The organism is Arenimonas caeni (assembly GCF_003024235.1).
GTDB classification, from domain to species: domain Bacteria; phylum Pseudomonadota; class Gammaproteobacteria; order Xanthomonadales; family Xanthomonadaceae; genus Arenimonas; species Arenimonas caeni.
In genome coordinates, this window is record NZ_KZ679085.1 from 1 (window position 1) to 16701 (window position 16701).

Below are 16701 nucleotides of genomic sequence, written 5' to 3' on the forward strand. Positions count from 1 at the left end.
CTTCCCCGGACTTGGGTGAAGAACCAAAACAAAACGGCGGCCGCGAGGCCGCCGTTTTCGTTACAGGCCCCGCATCACTTCATGCGATAGGTGATGCGACCCTTGGTCAGGTCGTAGGGCGTCATCTCGACCTTGACCTTGTCGCCGGTCAGGATGCGGATGTAGTTCTTGCGCATGCGGCCGGAAATGTGGGCCGTGATCACGTGGCCGTTCTCGAGCTTGACCCGGAACATGGTGTTCGGAAGGGTCTCGAGCACCGTGCCTTCGAATTCGATGGAATCGTCTTTGGACATTCTTTGTTTCGCTGGGCGGGAAAACCGCGCTTGGAAGCCCGGCATTCTGCCATGTCCTTGCCCCGCTTGCAAAAATTTGGTTAAGCGGCGCTGACGTCGGCCAGCCGGGCTACCGGCAGCGGCGCTTCGCGCCAGGGTCCGGGCCGCCCGGGCGCCGCCGCCAGGTCCGACCAGCGCGCCAGGAAGGCCTCGCGCGGCAGCTCGCGGGCGCCGAGGCCGAGCAGGTGCGGGTTGGCGACCTGGGCGTCGATCCAGGGCCAGCCCCAGGCCGCCAGCCAGTGCCCCAGGGCCGCCAGCGCCACTTTCGATCCGCCGCTTCGTGCGCTGAACATGCTCTCGGCGCTGAAGGCCCGGCCGACCGCCACGCCGTAGAGGCCGCCGACCAGGTGCGGGCCCTCGAAGACCTCGATGCTGTGCGCGTGTCCGAGCTGGTGCAGCCGGCCATAGGCCGCACGCATCGCCGGGGTGATCCAGGTGCCGTCCTGGCCGGGGCGGGGCGCCCGGGCGCAGGCCGCCACCACGGCGTCGAAACAGGTGTCGGTGCGCACCACCCAGGCGCTGCGGCGCAGGTCGCGCCGGAAGCGCGAGGACAGGCGGATGGCGCCGGTGTCGAACACCGCGCGCGGATCGGGGCACCACCACAGCAGCGGCTGGCCCTCGGAGTACCAGGGGAAAATGCCGCGCGCGTAGGCCGCCAGCAGCCGCTCCGGCGAGAGGTCGCCGCCCCAGGCCAGCAGGCCGTTGGGCTCGGCCAGGGCCCGCGCCGCCGGCGGGAAGTCCTCGGGGCGGTCAGCGGGCAGGGACGGGATCGGCAGGTAGCTCACGGTAGGGATGATGCCCCAACAGGTTCGCCCGGTGCCGGGCCACCGCGTCGCGCTCCTGCGCGCACCAGTCGGCCAGTGCCGCGGCGAAGCGCGGGTCGGACACGTGGTGGTGGCTGCGCGTGGTGACCGGCAGGAAGCCCCGGGCGATCTTGTGCACGCCCTGGGCGCCGGGCTCGAACACGGCCAGCTTCTCGCGCAGGCAGTACTCGATGCCCTGGTGGTAGCAGGTCTCGAAGTGCAGCCCGGGGCCGGGCTCGCTGGCGCCCCAGTAGCGGCCGTAGAGCGTGTCGTGGCCGCGCAGGCACAGCGCGCCGGCCACCACTTCGCCGGCCCGTTCCGCCAGCACCAGCACCAGCTGGCGCGGCATGGCCGTGGCCAGGTGCCGGAAGAACTCGAGCGACAGGGCGGGGTGGTTGCCGTAGTCGGCGAAGGTGCGGCAGTAGAAGTAGTACATGGCCTCGAGGTCGGACTCGCTGGCCTCGTCGCCGTGCACGACCCGGAACGCGTAACCGGCCCGCTCCGCCTTCGCCCGTTCCTGGCGCAGGTTCTTGCGCTTCTTTGGCTGCAGGTCGGCCAGGAAGGCCTCGAAGTCGGCCCAGCCGCGGTTGTGCCAGTGGAACTGCACGTCCTCGCGCGCCAGCCAGCCGGCGTCGAAGGCGGGATCCTCCCCGGCCGGGTGGAAGTTCACGTGCAGCGACGAGAGTCCGTCGCGCCCGGCCTGCTCGCGCATCGCCGCCAGCAGCGCGGCGCGGTCGGGCCCGTCGCGCGCCAGCAGGCGCGGGCCGGTGACCGGGGTGTAGGGCACGGCCACCAGCCACTTGGGGAAGTAGTCCAGCCCGGCCCGGGCATAGGCATCGGCCCAGGCGTGGTCGAAGACGAACTCGCCGTGGGAATTGGCCTTGAGGTAGGCCGGCGCCGCGGCCACCAGCTCGCCGTCGCGCCAGAGCGTAGCGTGGCGCGGCGTCCAGCCCCAGGCCGGGCGCAGGCAGCCATGCCGCTCGAGCCCGGCGAGGAAGGCGTGCGAGAGGAAGGGATTGGCGCCGTCGTGCAGCGCATCCCAGGCCGGGGCCGGGATGTCGTCGAGGCGCTCGAGCAGCTTGAATTGCATGCCGCCATTGTAGGAGCGCCTTCAGGCGCGAAAAGCACGGTCGCGTGAAAAGCGATCGCGCCTGGAGGCGCTCCTGCAGGGAGGGTGGCTTATTCCTTGTCGAGGAACTTCTCGGCGTCGAGCGCCGCCATGCAGCCGAAGCCCGCCGAGGTGATGGCCTGGCGGTAGACCTGGTCGGCCACGTCGCCGGCGGCGAACACGCCCGGCACCGAGGTGGCGGTGGCGTTGCCGTCCAGGCCCGACTTGATGGTCAGGTAGCCGTTGCGCATCTCGAGCTGGCCCTCGAACAGCGAGGTGTTCGGGGTGTGGCCGATGGCCACGAAGAAGCCCTGCACGGCGATCTCGCGGGTCGAGTCGTCCCTGGTCGAGCGGATGCGCATGCCGGTGACGCCGGTGTCGTCGCCCAGCACCTCGTCGACGGTGTGGTCCCAGACCAGTTCGACCTTGCCGGCCTGGACCTTGGCGAAGAGCTTGTCCTGCAGGATCTTCTCCGAACGCAGCTTGTCGCGGCGGTGCACCAGGTAGACCTTGCGGGCGATGTTCGACAGGTACAGCGCCTCCTCGACCGCGGTGTTGCCGCCGCCGATCACCGCCACGTCCTGGTCGCGGAAGAAGAAGCCGTCGCAGGTGGCGCAGGCCGAGACGCCCTTGCCCATGAACTTGTTCTCGCTTTCCAGGCCCAGGTACTTGGCGCTGGCGCCGGTGGCGATGATCAGGGCGTCGCAGGTGTACTCGCCGCTGTCGCCGACCAGGCGGAAGGGCCGGCGCGAGAGGTCGGCGGTGTGGATGTGGTCGAACACCATCTCGGTCTCGAAGCGCTCGGCATGCGCCTGCATGCGCGCCATCAGGTCCGGGCCCATCAGCCCGTGGGCGTCGCCCGGCCAGTTGTCGACCTCGGTGGTGGTCATCAGCTGGCCGCCCTGCTGCAGGCCGGTGATCAGCACCGGCTTGAGGTTGGCGCGGGCGCCGTAGACGGCGGCGGAATAGCCGGCCGGGCCGGAACCGAGGATGAGCAGGCGGCAGTGCTTGGGGGCGGTCATGTATGATTCTTCGGGTTCGTTGGCGATTGTCGCGAGGGCCTCGTAGCTTGTAGGCCATGCCGGGGCAAATCAAGGCGACGGGTCGGGCCACGGTGTTGCGGGCCTGTGCCAGGGGGCAGTGGGCGACATAGTGCGAACTACTGTATAAACAGCCGTCTATCACGATTTCCTGAGGCATTTTCTCTCGGTGGCGCGCTCTCCCGATCGGACCCTCAAGCCTGGAAACGACCGCCGCCAGAAACTCTGGCGCGAGCTCGCGCTGGTCGCGGTTTCGCCGCTGCTGCTCTATCTGCTGGCCAGCCTGCTGAGCTACCACGTCGACGACCCGGGCGTTTCGCGCACCGGCAGCGTCGCCGGGCCGCTGCACAACATCGGCGGCCTGGTCGGCGCGCACCTGGCCGACCTGGCGTTCTGGATCTTCGGCAAGGTCGCCTACACCGTGCCGCTCGTGCTCGGCGGCGTGGCCTGGATCGCCCTGTTCGGCCTGGACTCGGACGGCGACGGCCGGGTGGACTTCGGGCCGGCGCTGCGCCTGGTGGGCATCGTCGGTTTCCTGGTCACCGCCTGCGGCCTGGCCCACGTGCTGGGCGGCCCGGCGCCCGACCTGCCGGCCGGCTCGGGCGGCCTGCTCGGCGGCCTGGTCGGCGATTCGATGCGCAGCGTGTTCGGGCTGATGGGCGGCAACCTGTTCCTGCTGGCCGTGCTGCTGATGTCGGTGACGCTGGCCACCGGCCTGAGCTGGTTCGCCCTGATGGACTGGATCGGTGGCCAGGTGCTGGCGCTGTTCGCGCGCCTGGGCACCCGCACCCGCCAGGCCGCCGAATGGCAGCGTGCGCGCGCCATGCGCGAGGAGCGCGAGGAAGTGCGCAAGGTCGAGACCGCCAAGCGTGCCCGCCGCGAGCCGGTCAGGATCGAGCCGCCGGCCAAGCCGGTCATCGAGAAGTCCGAGCGGGCCCAGCGCGAGCAGCAGATCCCGCTGTTCAACAGCGCCGGCGGCGAGGGCCTGCCGCCGCTGAGCCTGCTAGACGAGCCCAAGGAGCAGCCCAAGGGCTATTCCGAGGAAACCCTGGAGGCGCTCAGCCGCCAGATCGAATTCAAGCTCAAGGACTTCCGCGTCGAGGTGCAGGTGGTCGGCGCCTATCCGGGCCCGGTGATCACCCGCTTCGAGATGGAGCCGGCGCCGGGCGTGAAGGGCAGCCAGATCAGCTCGCTCGACAAGGACATCGCCCGCGGCCTGAGCGTCAAGTCGGTGCGCGTGGTCGACGTGATCCCGGGCAAGTCGGTGGTCGGCCTGGAAATCCCCAACGCCCACCGCGAAACGATCTACCTGAGCGAGATCCTGCGCTCGAAGGAATACGACAAGGTCACCTCGCCGCTGGCCATGGCCCTGGGCAAGGACATCGGCGGCCGGCCGGTGGTGGTGGACCTGGCGCGCATGCCGCACCTGCTGGTGGCCGGCACCACCGGCTCGGGCAAGTCGGTGGGCGTGAACGCGATGGTGCTCAGCCTGCTGTACAAGTCCAGCGCCAAGGACGTGCGCATGCTGATGATCGACCCGAAGATGCTCGAGCTGTCGGTCTACCAGAACATCCCGCACCTGCTCGCGCCGGTGGTCACCGACATGAAGGAGGCCGCCAACGGCCTGCGCTGGTGCGTGGCCGAGATGGAGCGCCGCTACAAGCTGATGAGCGCCGTGGGCGTGCGCAACCTGGCCGGCTTCAACCGCAAGGTCAAGGACGCCCAGGACGCCGGCCAGCCGCTGGTCGACCCGCTGTTCCGGCCCAACCCGGAGCTGGGCGAAGCGCCGCGCCCGCTCGAGCCGCTGCCCTACATCGTCGTGTTCATCGACGAATTCGCCGACATGATGATGATCGTCGGCAAGAAGGTCGAAGAGCTCATCGCCCGCCTGGCGCAGAAGGCCCGCGCCGCCGGCATCCACCTGATCCTGGCCACCCAGCGCCCGTCGGTGGACGTGATCACCGGCCTGATCAAGGCCAACATCCCGACCCGCATCGCCTTCCAGGTGAGCAGCAAGATCGACTCGCGCACCATCCTTGACCAGTCCGGCGCCGAGACGCTGCTGGGCAACGGCGACATGCTCTACCTGCCGCCGGGCACGGCCATGCCCGAGCGCGTGCACGGCGCCTTCGTCAGCGACGACGAGGTGCACCGCGTGGTGGCCTTCCTGCGCCAGAACAGCTCCGGCCCGGACTACATCGAGGGCGTGCTCGAGGACGTGCAGTCGATGGGCGACGGCGTGGTGATCGGCCCGACCGGCCTGCCCGAGTCGGGCGGCGGCGCCGGCGACGAATCCGATCCGCTCTACGACGAGGCGGTGAAGGTGGTCACCGAGACCCGCCGCGCCTCCATCTCGGGCGTGCAGCGGCGCCTGAAGATCGGCTACAACCGCGCCGCCCGCCTGATCGAGGCGATGGAGGCCGCGGGCATCGTCTCGCCGCCGGAGCACAACGGCGACCGCAAGGTGATCGCCCCGCCGCCGCCGCGCTGAACCCCCTGCGACCACGAGCCGCGGGCGCCGCCCGCGGTTCAGCTTGCCCGCGACACACTCCCGTCCAAGCCAACCCCGGAATTCGCCGAATGCGCCTTTTCGCCTTCCTGCTGCTCGCCATCGCCGCCCCGCTGGCCCAGGCCGGCGCACGGGCCCAGCTCGACGCCTTCAGCGGCGGCGTGCAGGGGCTCGAGACCACCTTCGAGCAGCGCGTCTACGACCCGGACCGGCGCATGGTCGAACTGGCCACCGGCAAGGTCGGGCTCAACAAGCCGCGCCAGTTCCGCTGGGAAGTGCTGCAGCCGTACCCGCAGCTGATCGTCGCCGACGGCGACCACGTCTGGATCCACGACCCGGACCTCGAGCAGGTGACCGTGCGCAAGCAGGCGCACGAGGAGCAGGGTAGCCCGCTTGCCGTGCTGATCGACCCGGCCGAACTCGAGCGCCAGTTCAAGGTGGCCGAGGGCGCCGAGGCCGACGGCCTGGCCTGGCTCGAACTGCAGCCGCGCCAGGCCGAGGACGCGCCCTTCGAGCGCGCAAGGCTGGGTTTCGATGCCCAGGGCCTGGCGGTGATGGAGATGTTCGACGGCCTGGGCCAGCGCACTGAAGTGCGTTTCGGGCGCTGGCAGCGCAACCCGGCCTTCGCGCCGGGCGCCTTCGCCTTCGTGCCGCCGCCGGGCACCGAGGTGGTGGGCGAGCAGATCCGCCCGGCCGAAGTCATCCCGCTGGGCGACTGAGCCGGGGAGGGGATAGGTGCATTTTCCGGCGCCGCCGGAAAATGCACCTGTCCCCTTTGCCGTTAAACTGGCGGCGTGACGCGCAAGAGCCCCGCCAGCGAGAACCTGTTCCAGGCCCCCGAGGCCCTCAAGCCGCTGGCCGAGCGCATGCGCCCGGCCTCGCTCGACGAGATGGTCGGCCAGCGCCGCCTGCTGGCGCCGGGGTCGGCGCTGCGCCGGGCGGTGGCGTCGGGCCGCGTGCACTCGATGATCCTCTGGGGCCCGCCGGGCTGCGGCAAGACCACCCTGGCGCTGCTGCTGGCGCGCTATGCCGAGGCCGAGTTCGTGGCGATCTCGGCCGTGCTCAGCGGCCTGCCGCAGGTGCGCGAGGTGCTGGCCGCTGCCGAGGCGCGCTTCAACCAGGGCCAGCGCACGGTGCTGTTCGTGGACGAGGTGCACCGCTTCAACAAGGCCCAGCAGGATGCCTTCCTGCCGCACATCGAGCGCGGCTCGATCCTGTTCGTCGGCGCCACCACCGAAAACCCCAGCTTCGAGCTCAACTCGGCGCTGCTCTCGCGCTGCCGCGTGCACGTGCTCGAGGCGGTGTCGGCCGACGACATCGTGCAGGCTCTGCGCCGCGCCCTGGACGATGGCGAGCGCGGCCTGGGCGGGCAGGGCATCGTCGTGGACGAGGCGCGGCTGCGCGAGATCGCCGGCGCCGCCGACGGTGACGTGCGCCGCGCGCTGACCCTGCTGGAGATCGCCGCCGAGCTGGCCGCCGACGAGGGTGGCGAGGTCACCGAGGCCACGCTGGTGCAGGTGCTGGCCGACCGCACCCGCCGCTTCGACAAGGGCGGCGAGCAGTTCTACGACCAGATTTCGGCCCTGCACAAATCGGTGCGCAGCTCCAACCCCGACGGCGCGCTGTACTGGTTCGCGCGCATGCTCGACGGTGGCTGCGACCCGGGCTACCTCGCGCGCCGCATCACCCGCATGGCGGTCGAGGACATCGGCCTGGCCGACCCGCGCGCGCTGCAGATGGCGATCGAGGCCTGGGAGGCCTACGACCGCCTGGGCAGCCCCGAGGGCGACCTCGCCCTGGCGCAGGTCGTGCTCTACCTCGCCAGCACCGCCAAATCCAACGCCGGCTACGTGGCCTTCAAGGCGGCCCAGGCCGACGTGCGCGAGACCGGCACCCAGGACGTGCCCCTTCACCTGCGCAACGCGCCGACCAAACTGATGAAGCAGCTCGGCTACGGCACGGGCTACCAGTACGACCACGACGCGCCCGAGGGCATCGCCCTCGACCAGACCGCCTTCCCGGACGCGATGGGCGAGCGCGAGTATTACCAGCCGGTCGAGCGCGGCCTGGAGATCAAGCTCAAGGAAAAGCTCGACAGGCTGCGCGCGGCGCGCCGGCAGGCGAGGGCAGGCAGGTCGTGAACTGGCCGCTGCTGGGCGTGGTGATGGCCGGTGGCGCCCTGGGCGCGGGTGCCCGGCACCTGCTGGGCGACTGGCTGCTGCGCCAGTTCGGCGCGGGCCTGCCCTGGGGCACGCTGATGGTGAACCTGCTGGGCAGTCTCCTGGCCGGGTTCATCGTGCTCTGGCTGCAGGACCGGGGCGAGGCCGCGCTGCTGCTGCGCGGCTTCCTCGTGGTCGGCCTGCTCGGCGGCCTGACCACCTATTCGGCGCTGATGGTCGAATGCCTGCTTTTCGCCCGCGAAGGGCGCTCGGGGCAGGTGCTGGCTTACCTCGTGCTGAGCCTGGTGGCCGGCCTGGCCCTGGTCTGGGCCGGCGCACGGCTGGCGCAGTGGCTGCGCCCGGCCTGAGCCGAGCCGCTCAGAAGCGTTCCGACACCGGCAGGTAGCGCCACTGGCCCGCGGGCATCTTCGACAGGCCGATGCGGCCCAGGCGCAGGCGACGCATCGCCGTGGCCTTGAGGCCGACCTCGGCGCACAGGTGCTGCAGCAGCCCCGGCCGAACGCCCTTGATGGCGAAGCGCAGGCGCTGCTCGCTCTGCCAGCTCACCTTGAACGGGGCGACCGGCCAGCCATCGAACTTCGTGCCGGAGACCAGGCGGTTCCAGCCGTAGGGCGCGAGTTCGCCTTCGACGTCGACAAGCCATTCCTGTTCGAGCTTGTTGCCGTCCTCCGCCAGCTTGCGCAGCACGCGCCCGTCCTGGCTGTAGATGACCAGCCCGCTGGCCTCGGGGTCGATGGCCATGGCCGGCGCAAGGCGGTGGAAATACCGGCGCAGCAGCCGCCAGCCCGAGCCGTCGTCGGGCCAGCGGTTCTCCGGGGCCAGCAGCGCCAGCGCCGCTTCCGGCCCGCTGGCCATGTCGAAGCCCGCGGGTTTGTGCAGCAGCAGGGTGGCCGGCTCGGCCGGTTCCGGGCGGGCGCCCGGCAGCAGGGCCACCACCTCGTCGGTGACCGGGTGCTGCGGCGCCTCGACCACGACGCCGTCGACGGTGACCCAGCCGCCCTGCACATACAGCTCGGCCTCGCTGCGCGAGCAGCCGGTGAGTTCGATGACGCGCCGCGCCAGGCGGACGGCTTCGGTCATGACTTGCGGGCGGCCTTCTTCTGGTCCTTCTCGGCGCGCTTCTCCTTCAGGGTCTTTTCCGGCTTCTTCTTCTCGTTCTTCTTCTGGTTCAGGCCCTTGGCCATGGTCATGCTCCTGGAGGAGGCCGCGCGGGCTGCGTGGCCGGCCGGTGAAGCATGCGCCGACGGCCCCGGTTTGGCCACGTTTTTCGTTGCGGAGGCCGGCTTGGCGGCGTGATAATGCACCGCCCCGTTTCATTTCCGGAATGATCCCATGCTCGATCCCCAGCTCCTGCGCGGCCAGCTCGCCGACACTGCCGCCCGCCTGAAGGCCACCCGCGGCTTCGAGCTCGACGTGGCCGGCCTCGAGCGGCTGGAATCCGAGCGCAAGCAGATCCAGACCCGCACGCAGGAGCTGCAGAACCTGCGCAACACGCGCTCGAAGGCCATCGGCATGGCCAAGGGCAAGGGCGAAGACACCAGCGCGCTGATGGCCGAGGTCGCCGGCATCGGCGACGAACTCAAGGCCTCGGAGGCCCGGCTCGAGGCGATCCGCGCCGAACTCGATGCCATCGCCCTGGCGATCCCGAACCTGCCGCACGAGTCGGTGCCGGTCGGTGCCGACGAGAGCCAGAACCACGAGGTCTCGCGCTGGGGCACGCCGCGCAGCTTCGATTTTGCGGTGAAGGACCACGTCGAACTCGGCGCCCGCGACGGCTGGCTCGATGGCGACGCCGGCGCCAAGCTCAGCGGCGCGCGCTTCACCGTGCTGCGCGGCCAGCTGGCGCGGCTGCACCGCGCCCTGGCCCAGTTCATGCTCGATCTGCACACCGGCGAGCACGGCTACCTCGAGGCAAACGTGCCGCTGATCGTCAACGCCGACAGCATGCAGGGCACCGGCCAGCTGCCCAAGTTCGAGGAAGACCTGTTCGCCACCGACGTGGGCGATTCGCGCCGCTACCTGATCCCCACCAGCGAAGTGCCGCTGACCAACCTCGTGCGCGACGAGATCGTCGAGGACGCCGCGCTGCCGATGCGCCTGAGCGCGCACTCGATGTGCTTCCGCGCCGAGGCCGGCAGCCACGGCCGCGACACCCGCGGCATGATCCGCCAGCACCAGTTCGAGAAGGTCGAGCTGGTTTCGCTCACCCGCCCGAACGAGTCGGACGAGGAGCACGAGCGCATGACCCGCTGCGCCGAGGTGGTGCTCGAGAAGCTCGGCCTGCCGTACCGCAAGGTGCTGCTGTGCACCGGCGACATGGGCTTCGGTGCGCGCAAGACCTATGACCTCGAGGTCTGGCTGCCCAGCCAGGGCACCTACCGCGAAATCAGCAGCTGCTCGAACTGCGGCGACTTCCAGGCGCGCCGCATGCAGGCGCGCTGGCGCAACCCGGCCACCGGCAAGCCCGAGCCGCTGCACACGCTCAATGGTTCGGGCGTGGCCGTGGGCCGCGCCCTGATCGCGGTGATGGAGAATTACCAGGACGCCGACGGCCGCATCGAAGTGCCCGCCGCGCTGCGTCCCTACATGGGCGGCCTGGAGCGCATCGGATGAACCACCCGGACCTGAACGACCTGCAGTTCTTCGCGATGGTGGTCGAACACGGCGGTTTCGCCGCGGCCGAACGCGCCCTGGGCGTGCCCAAGTCGAGGCTGAGCCGGCGCATCGCCCAGCTCGAGTCCGACCTCGGCGTGCGCCTGCTGCAGCGCTCGACCCGCAAGTTCGCCGTCACCGACGTCGGCCAGAGCGTCTACCGGCACGCCCAGACCATGCTCGCCGAGGCCCAGGCCGCGCGCGAAGCGGTGGACCGCGTCAGCGCCGCGCCGCGCGGCATCATCAAGGTCAGCTGCCCGGTGGCGCTGGCCCAGGAACTGCTGGCGCCGCTGCTGCCGGCCTTCATGAAGAAGCACCCGCAGGTGCGCATCCAGCTGCACGTGAGCAACCGCCGCGTGGACTTGATCCAGGAAGGCTTCGACGTGGCGCTGCGCGTGCGCAGCCAGCTCAACGACGACGGCGAGATGGTGGCGCGCAGCTTCGGCCAGCTGCGCGAGCTGCTGGTGGCCAGCCCGCGCTACCTCGACCGGGTGGGCCGCCCGAAGTCGCCTGCCGACCTGGCCGGCCACACCACGCTGAGCATGATCGAGGACGATGCCCGCCAGCGCTGGACCCTGCACGGTCCGGAAGGGCAGGTGCAAAAGGTCGATCTGACCCCGACCCTGATGGCGCAGGATTTCCCGCTGCTGCTGGCGGCCGCCCGCGACGGCCTGGGCGTGGTGCTGCTGCCCGAGCTGAGCTGCGCCGAGGCGATCCGCCGGGGCGAGCTGGAGGTCGTGCTGCCCGAGTGGAACCTGCCGCAGGGCATCTGCCACGCCATCTACCCCTCGCGCCGCGGCCTGCTGCCGGCGGTGCGTGCCTTCATCGACTTCCTGGCCGAACAGTTGCCGGGCAAGATCCAGGACAGCAAGCTCAAGTGCGGCACGCCCGGCGGCGTGCCCTGCGAGAAGTTCCCGGCGGCGCCCTAGGCGCGACCGTCGTGTGCCTGAAATGGAAGAGTGGCCGAGCGGTTTAAGGCACCGGTCTTGAAAACCGGCGAAGGGTCAAACCTTCCGTGGGTTCGAATCCCACCTCTTCCGCCACGCCCCGCGGGGTATTGAGCCGAATCGGTACGAAGCATGGATGGCAAGGTCCTGGTGACAGGCGGGGCGGGTTTCCTGGGCTCCCATGCGGCGCTCGCGCTCCTCGAGGCGGGCCATGAGGTCGTCATCTACGACAACCTGTGCAACAGCTCGCCGGCGGTACCGGGGCGGGTGGCGGCGCTGGCCGGGCGTCCGCCCGACGTCATCGAAGGCGACATCCGCGATGCCGGGCGCCTGCGCCGGCTGTTCGCCGAGCACCGCATCGGCGCCGTGATGCACTTCGCCGGCCTCAAGTCGGTGGCCGATGGCCAGGCGCGGCCGCTCGAGTACTACGACAACAACGTCGCCGGCAGCGCCGTCCTGCTGGCGGAGATGGAGCGCGCGGGCGTGCGCACCCTGGTGTTCTCGTCCTCCGCCACGGTCTACGGAGAGGGCGGCGGGGGCAGCGCCGCGCAGGAGTCGCTGCCGCTGGCGCCGACCAGCGTGTACGGCCGCACCAAGCGCATCGTCGAGGACATGATCCGCGACCAGGCCGCCAGCGGGGCAGGCTTGCGCCACGCCCTGCTGCGCTACTTCAACCCCGTCGGCGCGCACCCCTCGGGGCGCCTGGGCGAGTCCCCGCGGGGGCGGCCGAACAACCTGCTGCCCTTCGTCGCACAGGTGGCGGCGGGCTTGCGGCCGAAACTGCAGGTTTTCGGCGGCGATTACCCGACGCCGGACGGCACGGGCCGCCGCGACTACCTGCACGTCCAGGACCTCATCGACGGTCACCTGGCCGCCCTGCGCGCCGTGGCCGCCGGCGAGGCCTCGCTGGTGGCCAACCTGGGCACCGGCCGGCCGCACAGCGTTCTCGAGGTGGTCCGCGCCTTCGAGAAGGCCTCGGGTCGCCCCGTGCCTTTCGAAATCGTCGATCGCCGGCCGGGAGACCTGGCCGAATACTGGGCCGACCCCACGCATGCCCGCGAACTATTCGGCTGGAAAGCCAGCCGGGATCTGGCGACGATGTGCGTCGATGCCTGGCGCTGGCAGACCCACGTGATGAGAGAAGACGCATGACGCCACCCCGTACGCCCCGTCCTGCGCTGGCCAGACTCTCGATCGTGGTTCCCTGCTACAACGAGGCGGCAGTGATCGGCGAAACCGTCCGCCGGCTGCAGGCCCTGTGCGATTCGCTGCCGGACACGCAGGCCGAGATGATCTTCGTCGACGACGGCAGTCGCGACGCGACCCGCGTCCTTCTGCGCGGCTTCGCGGCCCAGGACCAGCGCATCCGCGTGATCGGCCTGGCGCGCAACTTCGGCCACCAGCTGGCGGTAACCGCCGGCATCGACGCCGCCGGGGGCGATGCCGTGGTGCTGATCGACGCCGACCTGCAGGATCCGCCCGAAGTGGTCGCCGAGATGCTCGCGCGCTGGCGCGAGGGCTATGACGTGGTCTATGGCACCCGCACCGAGCGGCCGGGCGAGAGCTGGTTCAAGCTGGCCAGTGCGCGGGCCTTCTACCGCCTGCTCAACCGCCTTTCGGACGTCCCCATCCCGCTCGACACCGGCGACTTCCGGCTGATGGACCGGGCCGTGGTGGAGGTCCTGAAGGCCATGCCGGAGCGCGATCGTTTCATCCGCGGCATGGTTTCCTGGGTCGGATTCCGCCAGTTGGCGCTGCCGTACCGGCGTGCCGGCCGCTTCGCCGGCGAAACCAAGTATCCGCTGCGCAAGATGCTGCGCTTCGCCGGCGACGGCATCCTCTCGTTCTCCACCCGGCCGCTGCAGCTGTCGATCGGCCTGGGTTTCCTGTCGGCGGGCCTGGCGCTGCTGGGCATGCTCTATGCGGTGGTGGTGCGCCTGGTGACCACCGAGTGGGTGGCCGGCTGGGCCGCGATCATGGTGGCGGTGCTTTTCGTGGGTGGCGTGCAGCTGGTGTCCATCGGCATCCTCGGCGAGTACATCGGCCGCATCTACCACGAGGTCAAGCGCCGGCCGCTCTACGTCACCGAGGAAGAGATCGGCGCCCGGGGCCGGAATGAAGTCTGAGTTCGTCCGCTACCTTGCATCCGGCGTGGTGAACACGCTGGCCGGCTACCTGGCTTTCCTGCTGGCGCTGCACGGCCTGGGTCTCGGGCTGTTCGCGGCCAATGCCGCCAGCTACGCGGTCGGGCTGACGGTGGCCTACGGGCTCAACCTCGCCTTCGTGTTCCGGGGCAGCCGGCATTCGGGCGGGGCGCTGGCCCGGTTCCTGGCGGGCTTCGCCGCGGCCTACGCGGTCAACCTCGGCGTACTGGCGCTGGCCCATGGCCAGGCGGGACTTCGCGCCGAGCTGGCCCAGGTTGCGGCGATGGCCGCCTATACCGTGAGCTTCTACCTCATCAATCGCCATTTCGTGTGGCGGAGGACTGCATGAGCGACGGCGGGGATGCCCCGGTGCGGGCAACGGCGGGCAAGCCGGAACTGGCGCTTCGCATCCGCTGGCTGCTGGCGGCGCTGGTCCTGGCCTTGTGCGCCTGGACCTGGGCGGCACTGCCGACGCTGCCGGTGTTCGGCAACGACGAGGTGCATTACTACGCGGACTTCGGCTTCAAGCTCTCGGAGGACGGGCGCTGGCTGAACTACGCGCTGCATGACCTGCTGCGAGCGGTGCCGCTGCTGGCCTGGGCCGTGCTGTTCCCCTGCCTGGGCTGGGTGGCCTTCCTGCGCCTGGGCCGGGGCAGCGGGCTGGCGTGGCCGGAAGCGGCGCTGTTCGCGTCCGTGCTGCTGGTCTCGCCGCCGATGGCGGAGCAGGGCCTGTGGCCGGCCACGACCCTGCCCGCGATCGGCGTGCTCTTGTTCGTCGACCTGCTGGTGCGGCGCCGGGTGCCGATGCCGCTGGTCTACCTCGCGGGCGGTGCGCTGATGTTCGGCACGCTGCAGGGGTTCTATTTCCTGCTTCCCCTTTTCTACCTTGGAAGCCTGCGCGAGGCTGGCGGCGAACGTGCCGCCTGGCGTGCCGCGCTGGCGCACTTGGGCTGGTGGATCGCCGGTGCCGTGGTGGGCGTGCTGCTGATGTCGCTGCTGCTGTGGTGGCTGGCCGGCCACTTCGGCCCCCAACCGGCGGCCTGGCGTCAGGTGCAGCCGATCCATGCGCCCGAAGACCTGGTGCGCAACCTGGACTACATACGGATGGCCTGCTGGCGCGGCGTGGTTGAGCTGTCCCGGGCCGCCGGGCTGGCGGCCCCCGCGTGGCTGGTCGGTCTGGGCCTGCTGGCGACGGCCCGGCTCGCACGGCTGCCCAAAGTGCTGCCGGCCGTGGCCCTGCTTCTTGCAGTGGCCCTGGGCTTTTTCGCGATGTCGCTGCCGATGGCGCCCGTGATCCAGACCCGCACGCTGATCGCCCTGGTGGCGGCGATGGTGCTTGCCCTGGCGTGGTTGCCGGGACGCACGGATCGGGGCCGCCTGGCGGGCTCGGCGCTGCTGGCCGTGGTGGGGTGTGCATTCGCGGCGGAGGCAGGGGCGCTGTGGGCGCGGCATCGGGACGTGCAGGGCTATTACCATGCGCAGATCCAGGCCCTGTTGCCGCAGCCCCCGGCGGCGTACCCGGCACTTGCCCTGTTCGGGCTGCTGCCGGAGTCGGGGCCCAAGGCCTGGATCTTCAACAGCCCGCCCTATATGCATGCCATCGTGCATGCGCTGGGCGTGAGCGATTACCGCGACTGCCGGCAGCCGGGGGATCCGCGCTGCGAGGGCGTGACGTTGCCGGCGCCGCAGGCGCGACTCGACCTCGGCGGTGCATCGCTGTGCCATGCCGAGGCGGAGGATGGCGTCGCCCTGGTCTGGGTCTGCGAGCCGGCGTCGCGCTAGCCGAACAGGCTTTCGCGCGGCATCGCCAGCGCGATCGTGTTGAAGCTGCCGTGCGCGAGGATGCAGGCGGCGAGCGACCGGGTCCGGAGCATCAGGGCCGCCAGCAGCGCGCCCAGGCCCATCGCCGACAACGTGGCCGCGGCGCCGCCGGGCAGGTGCAGGGCGGCGAAGGACAGCGCTGAGAAGACGCCGGCCGCCGGCTCGCCGATGGCGCGGCTGGCGATGGGCAGCAGCCAGCCGCGAAATGCCAGTTCCTCCAGGAACGGGGCGTAGAGGGCCGCCAGCACCAGCACACCTGCCGAGAACGGAGGGAGGCGAAGCGCGTTGGCCGTGTTGCCGCCCAGCAGGGGCCACAGGAATTCGAGCAGCGCCACCCAGGCCAGCGCCAGCAGCGCCACGCCCAGCGCCCGGGACAGGCCTCGCGGCGTTGCTGCCGCGGCCGGGCGCAGGCCCGGCAGGTTGAACTGCGCGCTGCAGGCCCAGTAGGCGGCCAGCACGCTGCCGACGGGTATGAGCAGCATCAGCAGCATCATGGCCAGGGACTCGCCCCATTCGGCCGGGTCGAACGGGCTGGGCAGGTCGTTGAAGACGAAGGCATGGGCGCGGCAGGGCCGGGCGCCGGAATCGCGAACCAGCTGGTCGAGCGTGGCCTTAGCCACCGGCAGTTCGTAGTCGTGCAGGCGCGAGAAGCTGGCGCAGGCGAGGTCCGGTCCGCAGCTTGCCGGCCGGTGCCGCTCGAACTCGCCGTGGCCGACGCGCCCGTGCCGGAATACGGGGTGGCCGACGACGGCCTGCTCAAGCGCGGCCAACTGCGCCGGCGTGCCCTCGACCCAGACCAGGGTGCGGTCGTGGTTTCCCATCGAGGTGAGCGCGAAGAAGCAGGCGGCAGTGACGGCCAGCATCAGCACCGGCAGCACCAGCGACAGCAGGAGCAGGGCCAGCCGCTGCAGCAGGGTGGGGCGGTGTGGCATGCCGGGTCCATGGGCTTGGGGCGATTCGAACATGGCGGGTCCGCCGGCCTGCGTGCATCGGCGCAATCGTTGCCGTGGGGTAAGGATTCTCCGGTGATCGCGGCGCGCAGCATGCGTCGGGCCGAAGTTTGTACTAAGCGGATAACCGCGTTCGCGATGCTTGCGTGGCGTAGGAATTCACTTAGCGGCATAACGGAGTCTTGCCATTGCGGCGATGCCCGACCGTCGCCTAG

At 70.6% G+C, this 16701-nt stretch carries 16 protein-coding genes and 1 tRNA gene; 11 read left to right on the top strand and 6 right to left on the bottom strand.

Features of this window, described 5'->3' with window-relative positions; all coding sequences use genetic code 11:
• Window positions 1-74: 74 nt before the first annotated feature.
• From infA to trxB, 4 genes are all read right to left on the bottom strand, one after another.
• On the bottom strand, window positions 75-293 hold the full coding sequence (gene infA / locus C6N40_RS02675; RefSeq protein ID WP_034211033.1) for a translation initiation factor IF-1: 219 nt from the start codon (window positions 291-293) through the stop codon (window positions 75-77).
• Between the two features lie 80 nt (window positions 294-373).
• Entirely contained in the window at window positions 374-1117 is a 744-nt protein-coding gene (gene aat / locus C6N40_RS02680; RefSeq protein WP_240183427.1) for a leucyl/phenylalanyl-tRNA--protein transferase, read from the bottom strand.
• Window positions 1083-2225 carry a GNAT family N-acetyltransferase gene (locus C6N40_RS02685; protein WP_106989479.1) on the bottom strand — a complete coding sequence of 381 codons (1143 nt, stop codon included), beginning with the start codon at window positions 2223-2225 and terminating at the stop codon, window positions 1083-1085. The genes aat and C6N40_RS02685 overlap by 35 nt, the downstream gene beginning before the upstream one ends.
• A gap of 89 nt (window positions 2226-2314) precedes the next feature.
• Entirely contained in the window at window positions 2315-3265 is a 951-nt protein-coding gene (trxB, locus tag C6N40_RS02690; RefSeq protein WP_106989480.1) for a thioredoxin-disulfide reductase, read from the bottom strand.
• 187 nt (window positions 3266-3452) lie between these two features.
• On the opposite strand from trxB, the gene C6N40_RS02695 reads away from it, so the two are divergent.
• The 4 genes from C6N40_RS02695 (at window position 3453) to C6N40_RS02710 (ending at window position 8319) form a co-directional block, all read left to right on the top strand.
• A complete protein-coding gene (locus C6N40_RS02695) occupies window positions 3453-5774 on the top strand; it encodes a DNA translocase FtsK (protein WP_240183428.1) in 2322 nt (773 codons plus the stop codon).
• A gap of 80 nt (window positions 5775-5854) precedes the next feature.
• A complete protein-coding gene (gene lolA / locus C6N40_RS02700) occupies window positions 5855-6511 on the top strand; it encodes an outer membrane lipoprotein periplasmic chaperone LolA (RefSeq protein ID WP_425477651.1) in 657 nt (218 codons plus the stop codon).
• A 147-nt stretch (window positions 6512-6658) separates the two neighbouring features.
• On the top strand, window positions 6659-7933 hold the full coding sequence (locus tag C6N40_RS02705) for a replication-associated recombination protein A (RefSeq protein ID WP_106989728.1): 1275 nt from the start codon (window positions 6659-6661) through the stop codon (window positions 7931-7933).
• Between the two features lie 23 nt (window positions 7934-7956).
• Complete coding sequence (locus C6N40_RS02710; protein ID WP_106989729.1) at window positions 7957-8319, top strand: CrcB family protein; 363 nt, start codon at window positions 7957-7959, stop codon at window positions 8317-8319.
• 10 nt (window positions 8320-8329) lie between these two features.
• Here C6N40_RS02710 and C6N40_RS02715 read toward each other — a convergent pair whose 3' ends face one another.
• The gene (locus C6N40_RS02715) at window positions 8330-9052 is read right to left on the bottom strand and encodes an rRNA pseudouridine synthase (RefSeq protein WP_106989483.1); all 723 of its coding nucleotides are present in this window, start codon (window positions 9050-9052) and stop codon (window positions 8330-8332) included.
• Between the two features lie 252 nt (window positions 9053-9304).
• Here C6N40_RS02715 and serS point away from each other — a divergent pair, with 252 nt between their 5' ends.
• The 7 genes from serS (at window position 9305) to C6N40_RS02750 (ending at window position 15497) form a co-directional block, all read left to right on the top strand.
• Entirely contained in the window at window positions 9305-10585 is a 1281-nt protein-coding gene (gene serS, locus C6N40_RS02720; RefSeq protein WP_106989484.1) for a serine--tRNA ligase, read from the top strand.
• Window positions 10582-11553 carry a LysR family transcriptional regulator gene (locus C6N40_RS02725; protein WP_106989485.1) on the top strand — a complete coding sequence of 324 codons (972 nt, stop codon included), beginning with the start codon at window positions 10582-10584 and terminating at the stop codon, window positions 11551-11553. Before serS ends, C6N40_RS02725 begins: the two co-directional genes overlap by 4 nt.
• Before the next feature lie 24 nt (window positions 11554-11577).
• Window positions 11578-11667, top strand: a tRNA-Ser gene (locus tag C6N40_RS02730).
• A 36-nt stretch (window positions 11668-11703) separates the two neighbouring features.
• A complete protein-coding gene (gene galE, locus C6N40_RS02735) occupies window positions 11704-12723 on the top strand; it encodes a UDP-glucose 4-epimerase GalE (RefSeq protein WP_106989486.1) in 1020 nt (339 codons plus the stop codon).
• Window positions 12720-13697, top strand: coding sequence for a glycosyltransferase family 2 protein (locus C6N40_RS02740; RefSeq protein ID WP_106989487.1), 978 nt, complete (start codon window positions 12720-12722; stop codon window positions 13695-13697). Before galE ends, C6N40_RS02740 begins: the two co-directional genes overlap by 4 nt.
• Complete coding sequence (locus C6N40_RS02745; RefSeq protein ID WP_106989488.1) at window positions 13687-14064, top strand: GtrA family protein; 378 nt, start codon at window positions 13687-13689, stop codon at window positions 14062-14064. Before C6N40_RS02740 ends, C6N40_RS02745 begins: the two co-directional genes overlap by 11 nt.
• Window positions 14061-15497: a hypothetical protein gene (locus C6N40_RS02750; protein ID WP_106989489.1), complete on the top strand. Its 1437-nt coding sequence runs from the start codon at window positions 14061-14063 to the stop codon at window positions 15495-15497. Before C6N40_RS02745 ends, C6N40_RS02750 begins: the two co-directional genes overlap by 4 nt.
• On the opposite strand, the gene C6N40_RS02755 is transcribed toward C6N40_RS02750, so the two are convergent.
• On the bottom strand, window positions 15494-16468 hold the full coding sequence (locus tag C6N40_RS02755) for a CPBP family intramembrane glutamic endopeptidase (protein ID WP_162782042.1): 975 nt from the start codon (window positions 16466-16468) through the stop codon (window positions 15494-15496). The two genes, C6N40_RS02750 and C6N40_RS02755, sit on opposite strands and share 4 nt — an antisense overlap.
• Between the last annotated feature and the right edge of the window lie 233 nt (window positions 16469-16701).

Coding starts and splice junctions, on each gene's coding strand:
- infA (WP_034211033.1), bottom strand. CDS start 293: ATGTCCAAAGACGATTCCATCGAATTCGAAGGCACGGTGCTCGAGACC.
- C6N40_RS02685 (WP_106989479.1), bottom strand. CDS start 2,225: ATGCAATTCAAGCTGCTCGAGCGCCTCGACGACATCCCGGCCCCGGCC.
- trxB (WP_106989480.1), bottom strand. CDS start 3,265: ATGACCGCCCCCAAGCACTGCCGCCTGCTCATCCTCGGTTCCGGCCCG.
- C6N40_RS02705 (WP_106989728.1), top strand. CDS start 6,659: ATGCGCCCGGCCTCGCTCGACGAGATGGTCGGCCAGCGCCGCCTGCTG.
- C6N40_RS02710 (WP_106989729.1), top strand. CDS start 7,957: ATGGCCGGTGGCGCCCTGGGCGCGGGTGCCCGGCACCTGCTGGGCGAC.
- C6N40_RS02715 (WP_106989483.1), bottom strand. CDS start 9,052: ATGACCGAAGCCGTCCGCCTGGCGCGGCGCGTCATCGAACTCACCGGC.
- serS (WP_106989484.1), top strand. CDS start 9,305: ATGCTCGATCCCCAGCTCCTGCGCGGCCAGCTCGCCGACACTGCCGCC.
- C6N40_RS02725 (WP_106989485.1), top strand. CDS start 10,582: ATGAACCACCCGGACCTGAACGACCTGCAGTTCTTCGCGATGGTGGTC.
- galE (WP_106989486.1), top strand. CDS start 11,704: ATGGATGGCAAGGTCCTGGTGACAGGCGGGGCGGGTTTCCTGGGCTCC.
- C6N40_RS02740 (WP_106989487.1), top strand. CDS start 12,720: ATGACGCCACCCCGTACGCCCCGTCCTGCGCTGGCCAGACTCTCGATC.
- C6N40_RS02745 (WP_106989488.1), top strand. CDS start 13,687: ATGAAGTCTGAGTTCGTCCGCTACCTTGCATCCGGCGTGGTGAACACG.
- C6N40_RS02750 (WP_106989489.1), top strand. CDS start 14,061: ATGAGCGACGGCGGGGATGCCCCGGTGCGGGCAACGGCGGGCAAGCCG.
- C6N40_RS02755 (WP_162782042.1), bottom strand. CDS start 16,468: ATGCCACACCGCCCCACCCTGCTGCAGCGGCTGGCCCTGCTCCTGCTG.